The organism is Foliimonas ilicis (genome assembly GCF_039939195.1).
Classification (GTDB): Bacteria; Pseudomonadota; Alphaproteobacteria; order Rhizobiales; family Rhizobiaceae; genus Foliimonas; species Foliimonas ilicis.
Genome location: NZ_JBDUUH010000002.1, coordinates 283,016 through 303,273 on the forward strand (window position 1 = coordinate 283,016; position 20,258 = coordinate 303,273).

Sequence of the window (20,258 nt, forward strand, 5' to 3'; positions counted from 1 at the left end):
CCAAGCTTTGCGTCATCTTTAGAAAGGACTGCATCATGAAATACAAGACACTCGGCAACACCGGCCTGTTCGTATCGGAACTCTGCCTCGGTTCGATGACGTTCGGGGGCAAAGGTGTCTGGGCGAACATGGGCAATGTTCAGCAGGAGGACGCGCAAGCTCTTATTGCGCGCGCATTCGAACACGGCGTCAACTTCATCGATACCGCCGACATCTATTCCAACGGCGCGTCGGAGGAAATCGTTGGCCAGTCACTGAAGAATCTAGGCGTTCGCCGCGAAGACGTTGTGATCGCCACGAAGGTGAACGGTCCGGTCGGGGCGAGCCCAAACGACGCGGGCAATTCGCGCGGGCATATCCTCGACAGCGTGAAGGCGAGCCTGAAGCGCCTCCAGGTCGACCACATCGATCTCTATCAGCTCCACAACATCGACACCGTGACGCCGATCGAGGAGAGCCTTGCCGCGCTCGACACGCTCGTGAGCCAGGGTCTGGTCCGCTATGTCGGCGTGTCCAACTGGTCGGCCTGGCAGATGGCCCGCGCGATCGGGCACAGCGAACGCCTGAACCTGGCGAAGATCGCGACGACGCAGAATTACTACACGCTCGTGGGCCGTGATCTCGAACGCGAGATTGTTCCGCTCATCAAGGCCGAGAAGCTTGGTCTCTTGGTATGGAGCCCGCTGGCCGGCGGCTTGCTCAGCGGCAAGTTCGGGCGCGACAAGCAAGCCCAAGACGGCAGCCGACGCACGACCTTCGACTTCCCGCCCGTCGCGATGGATCGCGCCTACGACGTGATCGATGTCATGGAAAGGATCGCAGCCGACAGGAGCGTCAGTGTCGCGCAGATCGCACTCGCCTGGCTGCTTCACCAGCCGCACGTCACGAGCGTGATCATCGGCGCCAAACGTATCGATCAGCTCGACGACAACGTCGGTGCGACCGAGGTGATGCTTACTGCGGACGACCTCGCCGCGCTCAACGCCGTCAGCGGGATTGCGCCGGAATATCCGGCCTGGATGCAGCGCGTGCGCGAGGTACCACCGAGGCCGCCGCTGGTCGCAGCTCCGGTCACCACCGACTGAGATCGGATCTGGGTACTCCCCCATTCCCTCAGATCCGATGGAGGACGCCGCACGCCCCCAATGAAGCGGCGGCCTCCAAGGCCACCGAAGGCGACCCTCGACCGAGGAGCGTCCTCGGTGGCCTCACCTGGGCTCGCGGCCCAACCAAACGAAAGGACCTTCGATGCCTAAAAATTGGAACACACAGAACATTCCGTCCCAGCGGGGTCGTACGATCGTCGTCACCGGCACTGGCGGTCTCGGCTTCGAAGACGCACTCGCGCTTGCCAGGGCCGGTGGCGATGTGATCATCGCCGGTAGAAACCCCGTGAAGGGGGCCGAGGCAATCAGGCGGATCAAACAGGATGTGCCAGCCGCCACCGTGTCCTTTGAGCCGGTAGATCTGGGAGACCTGAGCTCAATCGCGGCATTCGGCACACGCGTTGCCGCTATCCGTGAGAAGGTCGACGTCCTGATCAACAATGCGGGCGTAATGACGCCACCAACACGGAAGACTACTGCTGACGGGTTCGAACTGCAGTTCGGAACCAACTATCTGGGCCACTTTGCCCTGACAGCACATCTTCTGCCGCTCCTCATGCGCGGAACAATGCCTCGCGTCGTCACCCTTTCGAGCATCGCCGTTCGCGGCAACGGCGTCGCGATAAACTTCAATGACCTGCAGGCCGAGCGAGAATACAAGCCGATGCCGGTTTACGGCCAGTCCAAGCTGGCCTGCCTGATGTTCGCACTCGAGCTGCAGCGCCGGAGCGACGCCGCCGGCTGGGGCATCGCGAGTATTGCTGCCCATCCCGGTGTCTCGCGGACGGAACTTCTGCACAATGCGCCGGGTCGCCGCAGTGCCCAGGGTCTCCTTCGCTCGATGCTTTGGTTCTTGTTTCAACCTGCGGCGCAAGGCGCCCTCCCGACCTTGTTCGCGGCAACATCTCCTGATGCCCGTAAAGGCGGGTACTACGGCCCTAACAAACTCGGCGAAACGCGCGGATACCCATCTGAAGCGAAAATTCCTCAGCAAGCCTTGGAGGACCATGTCGCCAGTCGGCTTTGGGACGTGTCCGAGGAACTGGCAGGCGTCAAATTCGCCGACAAGCCTCTGCCAACCACCATCACTCCGGATGCGCCCGCCGCCAATCGCGAGGTTTAATCCGTGGACCCGCTCGGAAGCCTCATCGACTGGATCGCGGCATACGGCGTGCTCGGCCTGTTCGCCATAGGACTGGCGGAGCGCTTCGTTCCTGCTCTACCATCCTACGGCGTCCTGGTCGCCATCGGCATTGCTGCTGTCGACAACGCCTGGTCCGTTCCTGTTGCGATCGCCGTAACGACAGCCGGCAGCTTTTGCGGAGGCCTCGCCTTCTACCTGCTCGTTCGGGCCATGGGGCAGGATAAATCCGTCCGGCTCTTGTACCGGCTTGGTCGGTTGCTGGGGCTATCGCCGGCGCGGATCGACAGAACGCTGGCATCGTTCCGGTCGCGCGAGCGAACCCTAATCTTCATCTCACAACTTATCCCGACAGTGCGCCTGATAGCGCCATTGGTCGCTGGGCTCGTTCACGCGGATTTCCGACGATTTGCCAGTGGAACCGTGCTGGGCATCGCCCTCTGGAATGGGCTGTTCATCGCCGTCGGGCACTATGCCGTGCTGGCAGCTCCGGGGCTGAACGCATCAACTTTGGCGATCAAGGTGTTGGTCCTCCTCATCGCAACCGAGGTGCTGCTGGCGCTGGCCTGGCGATGGGCAGCTCGTTGCCCGGCGCGCGAAGTCGTGCGGGAGAACCGGTCATGACTAACAAGACCGCTGAAGCCTTCCACTTCTTTCGCGCGTGGCTGGCGGAGCCGCTGCGCGTCGCGGCCGTAACGCCGTCCGGACGCGCGCTGTCCGCATTAATGACCGCCGAGATCTCGGCTGACACGGGGCCAGTCATCGAGCTTGGTCCCGGAACGGGCGTATTCACGCACGCCCTCATCCAGCGAGGCGTGGCGGAACCGAACCTCGTCCTCATCGAATGCGGCTCGGACTTCGCTGCCAAGCTTAGAGTTCGCTTTCCCAGTGCGAGAACGATGCAGATGGACGCCGCCAAGCTGCGGCACATCAAACTCTTCGATCGCACCCTGGCGGGCGCGGTGCTCAGCGGCCTTCCGGTTCTCTCGATGCCGGCGCGGAAAGTCATCGCAATTCTCGACGGCGCGTTCGGGCATCTGCACCCCGAGGGAGCATTCTACCAGTTCACCTATGGTCCACGATGCCCGATACCACGGTCCTTGCTCGACCGGATGGGCCTGAAGGCTACCCACGTCGGACATACCTTCGCAAACATCCCCCCCGCTGCCGTCTATCGAATTCGCCGCCGCACGCCGCGACGCGCGTCAGCCCAAATGCTTCGTTTACAAATGTCGCCCGCCGACGAATGGCCATCGGCCCCCGGGCGGCCGTCCAATGATCAATAGGCGCAACCGGACCATCTGTGATCATCCGCTGAAGCAAAAAGGGGTCGCTTGGCCCAGAGCCGCTTATTTGAGGAGCTCATATGCATACCTATCTAGCCTACGGTGCGTTCGGCTGGCTGACTTTCACTGGCGTCGCCCATTTTCTGGTCGACGTCGTATCGCAGTATCTGCGGGGCAAGCGCCCACCCAATGTCGAAACCACGCTGTATTACGGCTTGAACTCGGCGTTTGCCCTCGGGCAGGTGCTGTTCGGACTGATATGCCTCTGGATTGCCTGGCGGCAGCCCCGTTTTCTCGGAGAGCCCCCCGTGGTCGCGCTATGCTTGGCAGCAGCAGCGGGCTGGCTCGCTATCACCTTCGCCTTCATGGGATACTGGGAACCGAAACTGAACGCCGGACTTTTCGCGGCTCTTCTTATCGCCGCGATCCTCTTCGGGCGATGAGGTCTGAACGGAGGGCGGCGTATGCCTGACCTCTCCCTCGATCTCCGCTTCTTGCGATACGCAATCATCGCCGCGGAACAAGGCAGCTTCCGTCGCGCTGCTGCGGCACTGGACATATCACAGTCCACGATCAGTCGCCGGGTTCAGCTTCTGGAAAGCCGGTTGGGCACACCGATCTTTGAAAGGCATCCGACTGGAGTGAGACCCACGGAGGCCGGTCAGCATTTTCTTCGGGATGCCGCAGCCGGCGCCGAGATAGTAGAACGAGCAGTCCAAGAGCTTTCGCGCGGGCCACAAGGCGATCGCGGCGCAATTCGCGTCGGCTTCCTCTCATCAATATCAGGTGGTTTCCTTAGTGAACTCGTCACAGCCTTCCGCGCCCATTATCCAAATATCGAACTGCGATTTGTGGAAGACACACCACGCGCCCACATCGCCGCCGTGCTGAAAGGGCATCTGGATGCCGCGTTTATCCCGGGCAACCCGGAGGCAAACGGGTGCATTACTCTCTTACTGTGCATGGAGAGGATCTTTCTCGTACTACCCGCTGACCATCCCTTGGCGGGAATCGATGTCATTCCGTGGGATGACATCAAGCGGGAGCGTTTCATTGTCAGCGCGAGCGGTTCCGGACCGACGGTCGAAGACTATCTGGTAAAGCAACTCGCAGACGTCGGCTTTCGTCCGTATATCCAGGTTCATCATGTCGGTCGCGAAAACCTCATAAACCTCGTCGCGAAGGGTTTCGGCCTCACGCTAACGAGCAGTCCGACAATCAGCACCGTGTTTCCTGGCGTAGTTTTCCGGCCGGTCGAGGGTCCTGACGACCATATCCCGATGAGCGCCCTCTGGGCCGCTCACAATCGAAATCCGGCGCTGACCCGCCTTATCGATCTCAGTCGACGCATGCGGAGGGCGCCAGCTCCCGTTCCGACGACAGTGTTATCGCGAGCGCAGGGCAATGACCCTGCGGAGTTATAGCCCAACGCAAGCGAGGTTCGATCGTCGCTCACCTTCCCGTCTTGGTCGCTCGGCATCGCAAAGCAATGCCTGTTGAACCAAACCGCATTGTCGATACCGCCCACAAAGGAACCGAAAATGCCGACTGTACTGATCACCGGCGGCCATAAGGGGCTTGGCTTGGAAGCCACCCGTAAAATCGCCGAACAGGGCGACTTCGACATCATCATTGCGGGCCGAAACCGGGAGGAAGTCGAGTCCGCCGCTAGCGATCTGCGGGCGCGATACCGCACCACGCTCAAAACGGTAATTCTCGACGTGTCCTCGCTAGTATCCGTCCGAGAGGCTGCTGCAGCAATCCAGACTCTGGTCCGCAATGACGACGTTTCGCCCCTGCAGGTGCTTATGCTCAACGCCGGCGCACAGTTCATGGGACAGATCGAGTTCAGCGTGGACGGCTATGAAAACACGTTCGCGACCAATTGCCTCGGGCATTTCCTCCTGCTGAATCTGTTGCTCGCCAACATGCAGGATGGCGGGCGCATCGTTTTCACCGCAAGTGGGACACACGATCCCGACACGATGGACGGCAAAATGGTCGGTGCTGCCGTGGAGCCGGATGCCTTCAGCCTGGCCCATCAAGGAAAGGGAGGGAAGCCTATCTCGGGCGGCAAGCGCTATGCCACCTCCAAGCTCTGCACCATGCTCTACGCTTATGAACTGGACCGTCGGCTGCGGGCGAGCGGCTCGTCGCTCCAGTCCATTGCCTTCGATCCAGGCCTGATTGTGGAGACGTCGCTCATAAGATCGGCACCGGCAGCTGCCCAGTGGTTAATGCGAACCGCCCCGGTAAAGGCGGCGTTGAGAGCCTTAGGCGTCACGATGGGAAGCATCGCGTTTTCGGGTGACGCGCTAGCCCGGGTCGCCATTGATCCCTCTTTCTCAAGTGCCTCCGGTAAATACGTTCAGTCGAGGAACGGCCGGTTGATTGAAGCCCGCTCGTCGGCCATGTCCCACGATATAAGACGCGCACGGAAGCTCTGGTCGGACTCTGAAGCTCTCGTCGAACTCAGTCCGCATCAACAAAAAGAAGCCTGAGCTGAGAATCAAGCTGCCTTCGGCAGCGCGGCGCGGTACCGTCCGTAACCAACTTTTACGAGCAGTCCTTCCTCACACATCTTCGAGAGATAGCATCGCGGAATGCCGATGTCCGTGAGATCACCGGTCCTTACCTCGCCTCGCTCGCGCGCCAAAGCAACGGCGCGATCCCGAAGGGATGGTGGCGGTCCGCCGGCAAGGCGTAGCGCTTCTGCGCGGTCCCGGTCACGTTTTCGCATTTGCGGCCGTTGTGGCGTGACCAGTCGTAGTGCTATGGCGAATTCGTAATTCGTAGGTTCGTCGACCCGGGCGAGCCACGCTTTTCCTACGCCATGGCGCGATATTGCGCGCCAACGTGCGATTTTTCGCTACTCACGTTCGACGAAAATGCCACTGGTTTAGCCAGCGTGCATTTTGAGCCGAGCTCGAAACAGACGTAGAATATGCGTCGGGACGCCCACCGCCAATCCCTGCAGACCGTCAGTCGCGGAATTGGCGCTTCTAGCGAAGAAAGACAGGCAATCGGCGGCGAGTTTCGGCTTGGCGAATGACCGTCAGTGAGTCGACCGCCCCGCCCCTGCCCTCACCGGTCACTCTCCTTAAACCTGCCGTCCCGAGGCCGCTTGCGGCACACGTCCACCACTCTGCAGAAACCAGCCTCTCTTGTATCATATGGCATCGTATGATACGTTTCGATAAATAGGAGTTCCATCATGGCCGACGAATGGATGACGATAGAGGACGCGTCGCGTTACCTGCAGCTTGGTAAGACCGCCCTATACGACCTGGCACGAGAGGGAACCCTCCCGTCAAACAAGGTCGGCAGTAAATGGCTGTTCAGCAAAACCGATCTGGATGCTTGGGTCCGATCCAATATCCCGCTTGAGCAGTACTTCCTAAAGACGCCGGCTCATATCGAGGAAAACCTTCAGCTGCGGGAGCCTCAGGTCGAAGCTTACCAGATTCTGTACGAATACTTCAAAGCGGGCGGTAAAACGGCGATAATTCAGATTCCCGTAGGCTGCGGGAAATCAGGCATTGCGGCGATCGCGCCGTTCGGAATCGCAAAAGGACGCGTGCTGGTCGTCGCGCCGAACCTCACCATCAAGGAAGGCCTCTTCGAGGCTTTGGACGTCACCAACCGGCAAAAGTGCTTCTGGCGGAAACGGAACATCCTTACCGATGAAGCCATGATCGGCGGCCCATTCGCGACAACGCTGGACACTGGAAACCTGTCGGTTTGCGAGAAATCCCACTTCATCGTATCGAACGTCCAGCAGCTCGCCACCAACACTGAAAAATGGCTCCACAAGTTCCCCAAGGACTTTATTGACCTCATCATCGTGGATGAGGCTCACCATTCGCCCGCCGAAAGCTGGAAGAAGGTCCTTGAGCACTTCGATCAGGCGCGCGTGATAAACATGACCGCAACGCCTTTCCGTGGCGACGGTCAGGAAATCGACGGGGACCTCGTCTACCGATACCCATTCAAGAAGGCCACGTTCAAGGGCTATATTAAGCGCATTACCGCAAGTTATGCTGCACCGACGGAACTGGAGTTCACTGCAAAGGGTGAGACCAAAGTCTACACGTTGGACGATGTGCTCGCGATGAAAGATAAGGACTGGTTCAGCCGAGGGATTGCGCTTTCCGATCCTTGCAACCAGACCATCGTCGATAACAGTCTTGAAAAGCTGGAATTGCTGAGAGAGACCGGCACGGCGCACCAACTGATCGCCGTCGCCTGCAGCGTCAACCACGCCCGTAGAATCACCGCAATGTACGAGGCGCGGGGATTCAAGGCAGACCTCATTTACAGTGAGATGGACGAGGATAAGAAGGTCGACGTCAAACGCCGGCTGACAAGCGGCGAACTTGACTGCATCGTCCAGGTGCAGATGCTTGGTGAAGGTTTTGACCATCCCAAACTGAGCGTCGCAGCGATCTTCCGCCCTTTCCGGACTTTGGCGCCATACATCCAGTTTGTCGGGCGAATCCTGCGTGTGATCGTGCAGAACAGCCCCGGGCACCCGGACAACTACGGCCACGTCGTCACCCACGCCGGCATGAACCTCGATGAACGACTGCGTGAATTCAAGCTGTTTGAAAGCGATGACCAGAAATTCTGGGAAGATGTCATCGGAGGCAAGGAGCCTGAACCGGCAGCAGAAGTTAAGTCCGGCGAGGCTCGAATGAAACTGTCCGAACAGGTCGTGGTCAACTACGAGATCGTCGACTCATTAATCGAAGAGCAATTCACCTCCGCCGAACAGGAAGACATCATCAGAGAATTGCGTGAAAACCTCGAGCGATTGGGGCTGGACCCCGATCAGGCCGAGGCCATCGTGCTTGCGCGTTCCACCGCCCAGACGACATCGAGGGCTGCGCAGCCGTATCAGAAGCTACCAATCCGCGAATGGGAGATGCGCAGGAAGGGCCTCAATGAAGAGGTCAACCGCGCTGCGAACCTGCTCGTAAACAGACTGGGCATTAACCGCGCTGGTCGGGAAATCATAAATAGCGGGATTCCAGCTACAAACAATTTCGTCGCGGCTGTCACGCTCATCAACAAAGAGTTGAAAAAGAATAATCAAAAGCAGCGTAAGGACTGGTCAACTGAGGAGTTCGAAGGGGCGATAAAAAGCCTTGAAGAGATTCTCAACCTGCTGACGAAGAGGTATAAGGGGATTCTGGGTGCCAAAGCCAAAGGGTAAAACACCTTCGCTCCTTTCGATGTCAACAGGATCGCCAGTCTTGCACACCTGTGGCAAGGCTACGAACTGCGACCGCTGCAAAGTGCGAATTCCGACAGCGGCGGTTTGTTTCCAAATCCCGAAGCAGAAGAGCGGCTTCACTGCCTACCCAATCTTCTGCATCGCCTGCACGAAAGAGATACTGGAAAAGACGAAGAGCGACCTGTTGGCGATTGAGGTCGTCGTGCAAGTTCAGCAATGATCGGGCACGGGCACCATAAATCGCCTCTAGCTCAACGTTGCGTTCTGTGCCGAACTTTAGTCTTGGCCAAAATCCGTCGATTGATCTTCTCTTTCCACGCCGTCTGAGCCTGGGAGAGCTTGCGCTTCAGCACCGTCTGCTTGAGGAAGGTATATTCCTTTTCGCCGAACAAGTAGCCGCTGCGCCACGCGTGTTCGATTAGATCGTGGTTGGCGTTAGCGCTGATGTCGGCAGCGATGCGCTTTAGGCCGTCGAAGAGGTTGCCGGTATCGATCTGGATGAAACGGTTGATGCATACGTTGCCGACGTACGTTGCATTCCCGTTCAGCCGGTTGCGGATGTAGCAGTGCTCCTTGATCTCTTGTCCGCACGGACAGTTATCGAATTCATCACTGATTTCGATCGCTTCGAGGAACCATTCCGACCTGGCGACGTCAAACACCCGCGAGACCGAAAGCGGAAGAATGTGCGCCTTGAGGCGCTCAAAGTTATGGCTTTCCATAGACCGACCTTAGCTCCCCGCGTCGAACACAGCTCCCTTTGAAGACATAAATTATATTACCTTGAGGGATCAGACCCGACTGGGGCCAGCAGTAGCACGCACCCCCGGCTGAACCGCCGCACGCACCTCTTCATAGACAGCTATGCCCGAGCCGATGCCCGTCTCGATGCTGATCGCCACAGCATACGGAACACGCTCGTCTAGTGCTCCGGCCTGAGCCCGGCAAGCGACACGGAGTTTCAAAAAGCCGCCGTCCAAGAATGCGACAGCGCTCTCCCCTTCGAAAACGCAGTGGGAGAGCGTCCCTCGATTGATCGCAACGTGGGTCGGCTGTCCGGACATGCGCTGGACCGCCAGGGAAAAGCTCTTGTCGCCTGCGGGCAGAAGTTCGAGTGTAGCGGAGCGGTACTGCTGATGCCGTGCATTTACAGGTGTTAGCCAAGCCGTCGTCATGGTCAGCCGCCGCAACTGGGTCGAGCCCTCGATCGAAGGTGGCAATGGGATATCGAACTCATCCTGAGTGTCTTGCTCGATGTCACCATACGCGAAGAGCGTGGCTCGCTCCGCCGCGCAGTCGAGCACGCGGTCGATCTGAGGACGGCCGTAACCAAGGAACCGAGATATGTTGTCCCGATGGCGCTGCCAGTCCTTACCAGCGGGACCAAATGCCTCCTCCAACTTGCTTCCCGCCTCACCCCAGCTCGCTCCATGTACCAGCAATGCTTTCAACAACACTGCCGCATGCGTGCGTGGAATGTCGTAGCCAGCCTCGATGAGCGAATCGTAGATGCGCACAGCCGACCTAGTCATGAGAGCTGTCGCGTTGCTTGAGCCGACCGTTCTGCGCTGGAAATCTAGCCTGCCCGTAGCGCCGGCATCGGGTGCCGCCGACATTTGTCCAGCATAACTACCGCCTGCATCAACCGCTAGCCATACATGGCCCTCATCCTCTGAGGCCCGCACCAGTTCGCGTCCACCATCGAACAAAAGGTCAGGCTTGACGGTCTGCCGAAAACCCAGCCCGACCCCTGAGCTGACGTTGGGCATACCTCCATCAGGGAACGGATCTTTTAAGTGAAAGGGTTCGGGAGCAGCGGCGAATTCGTCAGCATGCCAGGCACCGACGGCGATCGCATTAAGTCCTTCGGCAGGCGACAGAAGTGACCTCGTCGCCTTCTCGGAGTTGAGCGCCGTGATTACAGCAGCCTCGCGCTGTTCCGGAGTTGCCGCTGCCCACGCGGCGGTTGTAGCGAAATTACGAACTGGCAGCCAGCGCCGGACGTTGCCAGCGCTGATCAGAAAGAGGACTCGATATCGGAAGGACAACCAATCCATGAGCCGGGCCCAAGGGCTTATCCGGCCGGCATACGGTCGGTTAAGATCGCCGAGCGAAAGGTTGATGACCACGACCGTGGGCGCGGATGCTGGCTCGCTGCCGTCGTCCTCCAACAGACGTCGAACTGACAAGTATACAACGTCGAGCGGAAGCCGGTCTGGCGGTGTTGATTCCGCGTCGCTTGCGGCGTCGTAAATCATAACCGGCCGGACGTAGAGTGGCCGAGCCAGTGGCTCGTCTCCAGCTTGCAAGTCGCCGTGCACAATCAGCGAGGCCATGCTCGTACCATGCGAGCGCTTGGCGGTGGGCGTCCGCGCAGCGAAGTCGTCCGGATCATCCAAGATCAGTCGCCCAACCAGCCGCTGGTGGTTAGCGACCGGAACCCCATCTAACAGCGCGGCGATTGCATCACCTGCCGGCGCGGCAGCCGCAGTGGCCGCTCCCACCTCGCCGGCCTCCTCAGGCTCAGCGATTGAGGCGACCGATTGCGGCCGGAGATACATAATGTCATCCAGTCGGGCGAGAGCCACATCGGGGTGCTCGATGAGCTCCCGCACCCGATCCGGTGGAAGGTCGATGAGAACGCCGTGATAGCGAATCGGCTCGATTAAAGCTGAGGAGACAACCTGCCCGCCAAGTGCAGCGAGCTGTCCTTCAACATCGCCAATAGCCCGCGCGCGCCGCTCGGGCCGCTCGTGAAACCACATCTCGACCTCAAACCGGACAGGCTCATCCGGTCGTTTAGCTATGCGCTCACGCCAATATTCAAGCGTCTCCGGCAGAACCCGATCTTGCGGCCCCCACGCCCGCAGATCGCTCAACATATCGAACAGCGTGCCCCAAGGAGCGAATCCCCAAGGCATAGCTTGGCCCTGCCGGAAAAGATCCCATAGCCTGAGGATTTCCTTCAGAGCGCGAACATCCGGCATCGCCATGTAAAGCCGCCCACCCATCGGCTTTCCGCTACGGACCTGCTCGCCCTTCTTTGTCTGCAGACCGTAGAAGTCTTCGCTTGGCTCGATTTCAGCTTCGTCCTCCAGCAAAAACTCTAGCCCCGGAATGCGGCCGACCTGGCTGTAGAAGTCGCCCAGCGACCCCGCGACCTCGAACACAAGGGCGCGCTCCGGCGCGATTCCGTCAGGATCGGCGCGCAAAGCCATGGAGGCCTGCGCAGCAGGCTGTGCCGCGACATTTCTCAGCCGATCGAACTTCGGTCCCAGTCGCTCCGACTGCCTCCCGAACCCCGGCTTGACAATCTTGGCGTTGGGATCGACGGGTACCGGCGCTTTTTTCTCGCGCTCGTTACGACTGGGTGTCGGGATCTGTAGAAGGGGTCTCTCCGCCACGTTTCTCGCTCTTCTTCTTGTCTGGGGCGCTCACTCGGGACCGCCAAACTCTCAACTCCCGCTCCACGATTTCGCTTGGGCGGCCCTCGCCGAGTGACAACACGAATCGACGGAGAATGTTGGTGCAGAAATCTTCCACCTCGGCGAGGCTCGACCCGCGGAGTGCTCGGGCGAGCTGATCGGGCGACCTCCCGAGGTCGCCGGGGAGCGGCCGAGTATGGAAATAGCCCGAGATGAAATTGGCGATCTGTCGCTCACCTGGGGCTGGCAGGTCGAGCCGCAACTGGAACCTTCGCCACGCGGCTCGATCCAAAAGCTCTGCATGGTTCGTCGCCGCGGCGATGATTGTCCAACTGGGCAAATCATCCATTTGGAGAAGCAGCGAACTCACAACGCGCTTAATCTCGCCCGTCTCGTGGATGTCGCCACGCTCCTTACCGACAACATCGAACTCGTCGAAGAACAGCACGCTAGGCGTCGTTCTTGCAAAATCAAAGACACGCCTCAACCGACCCGCGGTCTCGCCGAGGAAGCTTCCGATCACCGCCTCATAGCGCACGGTTAGGAGGGGCACGCTCAACGCCTCTGCAATTGCCTCGGCCAGCGAAGTCTTTCCATTCCCCGGCGGACCAGCGAGCAGAATACGGTGTCGAGGTTCGAGCCCGTGCGAACGAAGGACGTCAGCGCGACGCTGCTCCTCAATGAGTTCCTCGCAAGCCTCGCGAGTCACAGCGGGAAGTAGCAAGTCGGCGAGACGACGCTGTGGAACGCGGTCGACAAAGAGATCACGGGTGGAAGGTCCACGCGAAACCGGCTCCGGCGACGCATGCGGCGTTGAGTGGCTGCCATTCAAATTGGTGCGGAGAGCAGCAGATAGACGATCGGCAAGTACATTATGCTGCTTAGCCTTCTCGTCAGCGATCAGAGCCTCAGCAGACGTACGCGCTAGATGACGATCGCCGGTCGCGCCAGCCTTCACTAATGCCACTAGGAGATCACTACGTGCCATCCGCTTCTTCTTCTTCACCGGCCTTGCCGGCATTGGTTCCACTTTTGGACTCTGCGACCCGGGCGCTTTATCCTGCCCGAACATGTCCATTTCCCGCTCCGTTTACCTGGCTTGCCGCCGCTCCTTGCAAGGCTTTGTGCAGTGTCGATCGGTGCACCCCGAGAGATCTGGCCACCTCAGACACTGTCGATTCCGGATCTTTTAGCAATCGCCGAGCGACCTGCAGCTTTTCCGCGCTGAGTTTTGGAGGCCGCCCGCCCTTTCGCCCCCGCGCCCTCGCCACGGCAAGTCCTGCGAGGGTACGCTCGCGAACGAGGTCGCGCTCGAACTGCGCAAGAGCTGCGAAGAGATGGAAAATCATGCGTCCATCGGACGTCGTGGTGTCGACCTCCTCGGTCAAGCTTTTCAGCCCAACCCCTTCGGCCTTCAACCTCTCAACGATCTCGATCAAATGCGGCAACGATCGAGCAAGTCGATCAAACCGCCATACAATCAGCGTGTCACCCACTCGCGCCTGGCTCAACAACTCCGCCAACACCGGGCGGTCGGCCGTCGCTCCCGAAACCGGCTCTAAGAACGTGCGATCGCAACCCGACGCGTCCAAAGCGTCAAGTTGCAGGCGCATGGCCTGTTCATCGGTCAATGTTCTCGCATAACCCAGCAGCATGTTGAAAAACATAGCAGGCGAATCGTTTCCGCGACAGTGATTTTTCAACGGCTTTCGCGACGGTCCACAATAATGTCTGACTTCGGCTTCCACAGAACACCGGACGAGTAGCGCCGTCTCGTAGTCTGTGGGCCGACTATATGTCAGGTGCTTCATTCGTAGAGCCGCTCCTAGGCCGGAGCACACGTTCTAAGTGCGGTCGGAAGGGTGTCTGGATTTGCGATGGTGCTTGGAAGATGTAGCTGAGCGCCTCCCCGTGAGCAGCTTCATCCAACGTTTCGAGATGTGCCAATATTTGATCAACGGTAGGCACCAAGCCTTCAACTTTACTCCAGTTCGGAGGCAGGGCTGTCCAAACAACTCCCGCTAACCCTTTCGCCTGAGCCCAGCTAGCGACCGCATTCTCGTGGCTAGACAACCGGCCCTCTTTGCGCGGCCAGTGACCGATCCGGTGAGCGGGACAGCCTTCCCGCTCCGCCAGAAGCGCAATTCCATCCTCCAAAGTTGGCGCAGATATCTCGGCCCAAAGCACTTCAATGCTCGGAGCAGCGTCCGTGATCACCAGAGTGACGCGTCCGTCGCGCGACAGCCGAGCAAACTCCAATGGCAGTGACGGCCCATCGCCGTACCAATCCCCAACAGGCAAATTACCGCGCTTCCAGATCAGCGACCCCCACCCAAGGCAGGCAATAGCCATATCAATCTCCTATCGCCTCTACGGGCGCCCTACCCTTCGCGACTGCGCGCCACTTGACCCATTTCCGTGACGAGGAGCTTCTCACCGCCGGCTCGGCTGAAGGCGATCGATGAGCATGCCCCAGTAGAGTTCGGCGGCGCCTTCTTGCGTCAGCTTGGCAGTGTCTCGACCTCCGCCCATCGCCGCCATGCCCATGCTGCGCAGAAACATGGATTGGTCGTCCGCCTCAACGGACAGAAGCTCATTGTAGCCGTTGCTGGCGGACGTCTCTGACGCTGAATAGGCGATGCCTCCGGCAAAGGTGCGATCACCTAGAAATACGGTGCAGCGGGATATCGCCTGCCCTTGCTTATAGACGACCGCCGCGAAGCGATCGGCGTCGATGCGGCGAAAGTCGCCCTCGATGCCGTCGTTTCTCGCGGCCAACTCGCCGAGCGAATTCTCGAAGAACCGCGCCATGTATTCGAAGCTGTCGCGCTTGAAGCGGTCTTTGTCCCGCTCGGTGAAGGCCTTGGCGAGCGCGAGATTGCTGGACCGTGGGCCGGCCGGGAGAGAGGAGCGTGGCTCATCAGGGTCTGCGACGACGGATCTGGCTGCTACCGACGGAGAGGCCTTGGGTGTCAGCCGGGCCACCGCTGCCCGAACCGCCTTGGCGACTTCGAGCAGCGCCTGATCGCGATCGGGATACTGGGTGATGGGCGTGCCGTTGGGCGGCGTTGCATTGAGCTTTCCGAACGGAGCCCCGTGCCAGTCGCATGCGCGCAGGATCACCGGAATGACGATCGCTTCTCCGGCCGTGTGCCGCTCCATCGCGCGCTTCATCTCGATGTCATAGCAATAGTCGGAGGCGATGAAGTCGGCGCTGACCAGAAGCAGAATGATGTCGTCGGTTTCGACATGCTGCTCGATGGCGCCGGCAAACTCCTCACCCGCGCCGATCCGCCTGTCGTGCCAGGTCTCGATCACTCCCTGACGCTTCAGGAGGGCGAGCTGAGTCTCGACCTGATCCCGCAGCGCCTCATCCACATGGGAGTAAGAAAAGAACACGCTCGCCGCCATAAACTCTCCCTGGGCCGCCTTACTTCAACCAACGGCGTAAATGTTCTTAGGTTGTTATTCCGTTCTATCGAAATTGACGCCCGACGCATAGATGCCCCCGCCGCGCCAGAGCGAGTCGAGCGCGCAAATCCACCGAATACTTCGCCTTTTCTTGCTTGGGGAATGCACATCCTCCCAAGGCGACGCTTTGGCGGTCGGCAAGTCGGGGCCAACCACTCCTCCGTACGCCATTCTGCGTGCGATCAAGAGGAGACCATCATGTCACGATCACCGATCAACTTGCCGCCACGCCTTCTGCGAACAGCCGAAGCGGCGCGCTTTCTCGGTCTTTCGCCGCGCACGCTGGAAAAGCACCGTACCTATGGCACCGGACCGCTCTACCGAAAGCTGGCGGTGTGATCGTCTATGCTCCCCGATCTCCAGCGATGGGCGGACGGCGGGATCATGAGCTCGACGTTCGATCCGAATGATGGAGCCGTCCCAACGCCGAGCCCGGAGAACCGGCGCGACAGCTGACGAAACAGCGCGATAGGTTCGTGGGCACGCCATCTGAACCGGCGTGCCCACGAACGACCTCTGGCCCCAACGCCCCTTCCTTTGTAGGCTGCTGTTCGGGCCATGGGCAGGTGCCAATATCTGGAGGATCCGGCATGGAAGCAGTAGCGATCGCCGCCACGGCCATCCTCGCCGAGTCTTTCACGCGAGGCTCTGCCATGAAGCGTAGCATGCTTCGTATGCAAGGCGGCGTCCTGTCGCCGGACGAATTCGCAAGGCGCGTCGGCATCCCGACCTAGGACCTCAAAGCGCTGTCGCTGTTGTGGCTCGATATCGATGGCGAGCGCGGCTATCCGGCCTTCCAAATCGCCAATGATGGATTGCTTCCCGGCATGAGCGCCGTGGTCCAGGCGTTCGCGATCGACGAGCCCTGGATGCGGCTCAACTTCATGCTGACGGGCGATGCCCGCCTCGGCGGCCGACGTCCGATCGACGCCCTGCGCGATGGACAGATCGGCGAGGTCATCGACGCGGCCCAAGCCTATGGCGAGCATGGCGCGGCCTGAAGTTCAGGCCGCCTTCAACACAGCGGCGCGATACCGTCCGTAACCGACTTTCGCGAGCAGGCCTTCCTCACACATCTTCGAGAGATAGCATCGCGGAATGCCAATGTCCGTGAGATCGCGGGTCCTTACCTCGCCCCGCTCTCGCGCCAGGGCCACAGCGCGATCCCGAAGGGATGGTGGCGGCCCGCCGGCAAGGCGTAGTGCTTCCTCGCGGTCCCGGTCACGTTTTCGCATTTGCTGCCGTTGTGGCGTGGCCAGTCGTAGTGCTATGGCGAATTCGTAATTCGTGGGTTCGTCGACCCCGGCGAGCCACTTTCATCTCAAAAGAAAATTTATAGCCTGCAGACTTTCATAAGTGCGGTTCTGCGCCCGCTTATCTCACACGGGCCGTATTGCGTTCGATATGATTTCTACGGGTTTGCCCGCCGAAACATTGACCCGATCCCTGCCCTTTCGCTTCGCACCATACATTGCCGCGTCAGCCTGACGCAGAAGCACAGACAGATCCTCACCGAATGTGGAGGCGCAAACGCCGAAGCTGGCGGTGATGCGAACGTCTTCCGGCAATCCGGGAATCGCGGCGGCATTCAGCGACACGCGCAGCGCCTCTGCGAACAGTCTTGCAGATGCGGTGTTCGAACCGGGCATCAGCACTGCAAACTCCTCGCCGCCGATGCGTCCTGCAATCATTTCGCCGGACGCCGATTCGCGCAGCAACTTCCCGAAGGAAGCGATCACCTGATCGCCGGCGGCATGGCCGTAGGTGTCATTGACGAGCTTGAAACGGTCGAGGTCGGCCAGAAGCATTGCGACCGGTCTTACATGTCGCGCGCTGCCATCCAGCACCTCTGCGGCCCGCTCTTCGAAACCCCGCCTGTTGAAAAGGCCCGAAAGCCGATCGATCTGCGATTCCTGTTTAAGATCGCTCATGTGGTCGAGAGCCACCGCCACCATCAGATTGAACGCGATCATGACGGAAATCAGCGTCTGCGTGACCTGGACGGTTGTCCAGTAAATCGAGTGCTGGAAATCGTCATATGTCTCGAAATGGCCGACATAGGAGAAAATGATTATCGGGCGCAGGATGAAATTGGCTGCTGAAAGTATGCAGACGGCAAACAGGATCTTGTCGATGAAGCGCGGCTTCTGGACTGTCTTGAGCCGCACAGCCACGAACAAAGCCACGGTGCCGAGCGTGAAGCTGATTGCATAGATCCTGACGGTCAGATCGGGATCCACATAGAGAAACCAGCAGAATACCCCCATTCCGACGGCCAGAATGCCCGCCAGCCATCTGAATGGTGTGGGAAGGTCGTATCTGCTCAGAATTGCGACGGCCAGGCTGCTTGCGGCCAACAGGAAGCAGAGATTCGAAATCGTCCGGTTCGGGCTCGCCTCTATATTGGGCAGAACGTCCTGAATCAGGAAACCGGCAGCCGAAAACCCATAACCCAGAGCCGCGATGGCGATGTAGCGCCGTTCTCTTTGGAAATGCCAAAGGGTCAGGAATGCCGTCATCAACAGCAAGCCCACCGCGGGATTCAAAAGATAGAAGAAAAAATGGCCGTCCAACGTGCAATCCCGCCTCGCCCAGAAATTGTATCGTAGGGGTCCGACGGGAAATAAGCCGTTAAATGGAAGTTTAATTGTTGAACTACTTTTCGGGAGAATTCCCGAATTTCAGTCTTTTCGATCAGCCAAAGCTGTTTGCGACAGAACGGCGAGCAGCCTTGCGAATATCTTCGCGCCTGATGCCGATGTCGTCGAGCTGCTTGTCGGTGCAGTTACGAAGCGCGCCGACGGTGTTCATGTAAGTGCGGAATTTGCGGAAAGCGACTGCGAAGGCCATGAGACTACCCTTTGTGCCATACCTCCCTGACACAAGAATATCCCAAGCCTGCATTTTGAAAATGAATTATATTGCATTGCAGCATTGAGATTTCCGCAATGCACAATTCGTGAATTTCAAATCCACGAGGCGTTCTGCAACGGTAATGCAGAACGATGGTGATCCAATTTCTCGGAGATAAGGCACAAGGCCTTGAAAAAGAAATGGCGCGAGTGACGGGGCTCGAACCCGCGACCTCCGGCGTGACAGGCCGGCACTCTAACCGACTGAGCTACACCCGCGCACCCAACGCTTGGGCGATGCCGTCTGCGTTGTTGGCGTGGAATTAAGCGGTTCGACGGGTAGTGTCAAGCGGGGTTTAGCGCCATATTGTGATTAGCCGAACCTTTTTCACATGCGGCATTCAATATGTATCTTTCAGTGTGAAAATGGGCGTTTTGTCCTTGCGCCTTTCTGCCGAACCCCTTAAAGGTCCAGCCGGTTCGGGCGATTAGCTCAGTTGGTAGAGCGCTTCGTTTACACCGAAGATGTCGGCGGTTCGAGCCCGTCATCGCCCACCATGTATCCCCCCGCATTTCAGTATTTTGCGAAGCGTACGAAAAGGTCTTCAACCTGATTGTATGCTTTGCAACACACGTTGAATGCCGGCCTTTGAACTTCTTTCATCGAACCGCGTTTAAGATTGTGGAAACAAGGGAGTTCCAGATGCGAAAGCTCATCATAAGCAGTGCTCTATCTATCTTAATGGGTGCAGGCGGAATGTTCGCTGCAGGCACTGCACCGGTTTCAGCTCAGGAGTTGAGGCTGGACCTTAGCGGTCGCGATGGACCGACAATTCGTCTGCGGGATCGCTGCGATCCGAGATACGAACGCTGCGGTGATCGCCGTGACGGTTATGATCGCCGCGAGGACAGACGCGACAGACGTGAAGATCGCCGAGACAGGCGTGAAGCGCGCGTGTGCAGCGAAGGTCGCGCTTTGGAGAAGGCAGAACGGATGGGGCTGCGCCGTGCGCGCATCGAATCCGCAGGCCGCCGCAGCATCGAAGTGCGTGGGCGCGCGCGCAATGGTGAACGTGTGATCGTCTCGATCGGCCGGGCACCCAATTGCCCGGTTCTCTACTGACTAGATCGCCGTGCGTCCTATTGGACGCACAAAGGACGATCTAACACTTTGAGTGAGCATCGGAATAATCCGAAAACCGGTAACCACTTTTCGGTCCGATGCTCTAAAAACTGCACAAACAAAAAAGCCGGGCAATGCCCGGCTTTTTCAATTTGTAAGGTCTGCCGATCAGTTGACGGCGTCCTTGAGGCCTTTGCCTGCCGAAAACTTCGGAACGGTGCGGGCAGGAATCTGGACCTCTGCACCGGTCTGAGGATTGCGGCCGGTCGAAGCAGCGCGCTTCGAGACGGAGAAGTTGCCGAAACCGACGAGGCGAACGTCGCCGCCGCTCTTCAGTTCACCGGTGATTACCGAGAAAACTGCGTCGACTGCGGACTGCGCGTCAGCCTTCGAAAGTTTCGCAGATTCAGCAACAGCAGAAATCAGTTCGTTCTTGTTCATAAAATTTCCTTCCATCAGAGAACCGGGATAACGACTCAACCGGCAGAGAACGGACTTTAGAAAGAAGTGTTCCGGCAACCAAGACACAAAAGTCGCAAAAAGCCCGAAAAACCGCGGAAATCCGGGTTTTTTCACATGAAAAAGCCGGGCTGGAAGCCCGGCTTTGGATTTTGAAGC

General features: G+C 59.0%; 19 protein-coding genes, 2 tRNA genes and 1 pseudogene. 13 read left to right on the plus strand and 9 right to left on the minus strand.

What is annotated here, in order from left to right; genetic code table 11:
- Positions 1-35: 35 nt before the first annotated feature.
- The 8 genes from ABFT80_RS06905 to ABFT80_RS06945 all read left to right on the plus strand — a co-directional run bounded on the left by ABFT80_RS06905 (position 36) and on the right by ABFT80_RS06945 (position 8,748).
- Positions 36-1,085, plus strand: a complete 1,050-nt coding sequence (locus ABFT80_RS06905; RefSeq protein ID WP_347971135.1) for an aldo/keto reductase — start codon at positions 36-38, stop codon at positions 1,083-1,085.
- Positions 1,086-1,248: 163 nt separating this feature from the next.
- On the plus strand, positions 1,249-2,229 hold the full coding sequence (locus ABFT80_RS06910) for an SDR family oxidoreductase (RefSeq protein ID WP_347971136.1): 981 nt from the start codon (positions 1,249-1,251) through the stop codon (positions 2,227-2,229).
- A gap of 3 nt (positions 2,230-2,232) precedes the next feature.
- Complete coding sequence (locus tag ABFT80_RS06915; RefSeq protein WP_347971137.1) at positions 2,233-2,871, plus strand: DedA family protein; 639 nt, start codon at positions 2,233-2,235, stop codon at positions 2,869-2,871.
- Entirely contained in the window at positions 2,868-3,533 is a 666-nt protein-coding gene (locus ABFT80_RS06920; RefSeq protein ID WP_347971138.1) for a class I SAM-dependent methyltransferase, read from the plus strand. Before ABFT80_RS06915 ends, ABFT80_RS06920 begins: the two co-directional genes overlap by 4 nt.
- Positions 3,534-3,613: 80 nt before the next feature.
- A complete protein-coding gene (locus ABFT80_RS06925; protein WP_347971139.1) occupies positions 3,614-3,976 on the plus strand; it encodes a hypothetical protein in 363 nt (120 codons plus the stop codon).
- Between the two features lie 21 nt (positions 3,977-3,997).
- Positions 3,998-4,957 (plus strand): LysR family transcriptional regulator, encoded by a 960-nt coding sequence (locus ABFT80_RS06930; RefSeq protein ID WP_347971140.1) that lies wholly within the window; start codon positions 3,998-4,000, stop codon positions 4,955-4,957.
- A 117-nt stretch (positions 4,958-5,074) separates the two neighbouring features.
- Entirely contained in the window at positions 5,075-6,034 is a 960-nt protein-coding gene (locus ABFT80_RS06935) for an SDR family NAD(P)-dependent oxidoreductase (RefSeq protein WP_347971141.1), read from the plus strand.
- 713 nt (positions 6,035-6,747) lie between these two features.
- Positions 6,748-8,748 carry a DEAD/DEAH box helicase gene (locus ABFT80_RS06945; protein WP_347971143.1) on the plus strand — a complete coding sequence of 667 codons (2,001 nt, stop codon included), beginning with the start codon at positions 6,748-6,750 and terminating at the stop codon, positions 8,746-8,748.
- A 272-nt stretch (positions 8,749-9,020) separates the two neighbouring features.
- Here the strand turns inward: ABFT80_RS06945 and ABFT80_RS06950 are convergent, their stop codons facing one another.
- The 5 genes from ABFT80_RS06950 to ABFT80_RS06970 all read right to left on the minus strand — a co-directional run bounded on the left by ABFT80_RS06950 (position 9,021) and on the right by ABFT80_RS06970 (position 15,605).
- Positions 9,021-9,491: a hypothetical protein gene (locus tag ABFT80_RS06950; protein ID WP_347971144.1), complete on the minus strand. Its 471-nt coding sequence runs from the start codon at positions 9,489-9,491 to the stop codon at positions 9,021-9,023.
- Between the two features lie 69 nt (positions 9,492-9,560).
- A complete protein-coding gene (locus ABFT80_RS06955) occupies positions 9,561-11,987 on the minus strand; it encodes a S8 family peptidase (RefSeq protein WP_347971145.1) in 2,427 nt (808 codons plus the stop codon).
- Positions 11,988-12,129: 142 nt separating this feature from the next.
- Entirely contained in the window at positions 12,130-13,272 is a 1,143-nt protein-coding gene (locus tag ABFT80_RS06960; RefSeq protein ID WP_347971146.1) for an AAA family ATPase, read from the minus strand.
- On the minus strand, positions 13,250-13,861 hold the full coding sequence (locus ABFT80_RS06965) for a recombinase family protein (protein ID WP_347971147.1): 612 nt from the start codon (positions 13,859-13,861) through the stop codon (positions 13,250-13,252). Before ABFT80_RS06965 ends, ABFT80_RS06960 begins: the two co-directional genes overlap by 23 nt.
- A 766-nt stretch (positions 13,862-14,627) precedes the next feature.
- Complete coding sequence (locus ABFT80_RS06970) at positions 14,628-15,605, minus strand: toll/interleukin-1 receptor domain-containing protein (RefSeq protein ID WP_347971148.1); 978 nt, start codon at positions 15,603-15,605, stop codon at positions 14,628-14,630.
- A gap of 258 nt (positions 15,606-15,863) precedes the next feature.
- Between ABFT80_RS06970 and ABFT80_RS06975 the strand changes: the two are divergent.
- From ABFT80_RS06975 to ABFT80_RS06985, 3 genes and pseudogenes are all read left to right on the plus strand, one after another.
- Positions 15,864-16,121, plus strand: a pseudogene (locus ABFT80_RS06975) (helix-turn-helix transcriptional regulator).
- Positions 16,122-16,255: 134 nt separating this feature from the next.
- On the plus strand, positions 16,256-16,399 hold the full coding sequence (locus ABFT80_RS06980; RefSeq protein WP_347971149.1) for a hypothetical protein: 144 nt from the start codon (positions 16,256-16,258) through the stop codon (positions 16,397-16,399).
- Positions 16,400-16,420: 21 nt separating this feature from the next.
- Positions 16,421-16,666: an Rv2175c family DNA-binding protein gene (locus ABFT80_RS06985; RefSeq protein WP_347971150.1), complete on the plus strand. Its 246-nt coding sequence runs from the start codon at positions 16,421-16,423 to the stop codon at positions 16,664-16,666.
- 378 nt (positions 16,667-17,044) lie between these two features.
- On the opposite strand, the gene ABFT80_RS06995 is transcribed toward ABFT80_RS06985, so the two are convergent.
- The 3 genes from ABFT80_RS06995 to ABFT80_RS07005 all read right to left on the minus strand — a co-directional run bounded on the left by ABFT80_RS06995 (position 17,045) and on the right by ABFT80_RS07005 (position 18,796).
- Positions 17,045-18,238, minus strand: coding sequence for a GGDEF domain-containing protein (locus ABFT80_RS06995; RefSeq protein WP_347971152.1), 1,194 nt, complete (start codon positions 18,236-18,238; stop codon positions 17,045-17,047).
- Between the two features lie 121 nt (positions 18,239-18,359).
- Entirely contained in the window at positions 18,360-18,515 is a 156-nt protein-coding gene (locus tag ABFT80_RS07000) for a DUF1127 domain-containing protein (protein WP_347971153.1), read from the minus strand.
- Positions 18,516-18,719: 204 nt separating this feature from the next.
- Positions 18,720-18,796 (minus strand) — tRNA-Asp (locus ABFT80_RS07005).
- A 203-nt stretch (positions 18,797-18,999) separates the two neighbouring features.
- On the opposite strand from ABFT80_RS07005, the gene ABFT80_RS07010 reads away from it, so the two are divergent.
- Both ABFT80_RS07010 and ABFT80_RS07015 read left to right on the plus strand, forming a co-directional pair.
- Positions 19,000-19,075: transfer RNA gene (locus ABFT80_RS07010), tRNA-Val, on the plus strand.
- A gap of 145 nt (positions 19,076-19,220) precedes the next feature.
- Positions 19,221-19,640, plus strand: a complete 420-nt coding sequence (locus ABFT80_RS07015) for a hypothetical protein (RefSeq protein ID WP_347971154.1) — start codon at positions 19,221-19,223, stop codon at positions 19,638-19,640.
- A 168-nt stretch (positions 19,641-19,808) separates the two neighbouring features.
- Here the strand turns inward: ABFT80_RS07015 and hupB are convergent, their stop codons facing one another.
- Complete coding sequence (gene hupB, locus ABFT80_RS07020) at positions 19,809-20,081, minus strand: DNA-binding protein HupB (protein WP_347971155.1); 273 nt, start codon at positions 20,079-20,081, stop codon at positions 19,809-19,811.
- Positions 20,082-20,258 lie beyond the last annotated feature (177 nt).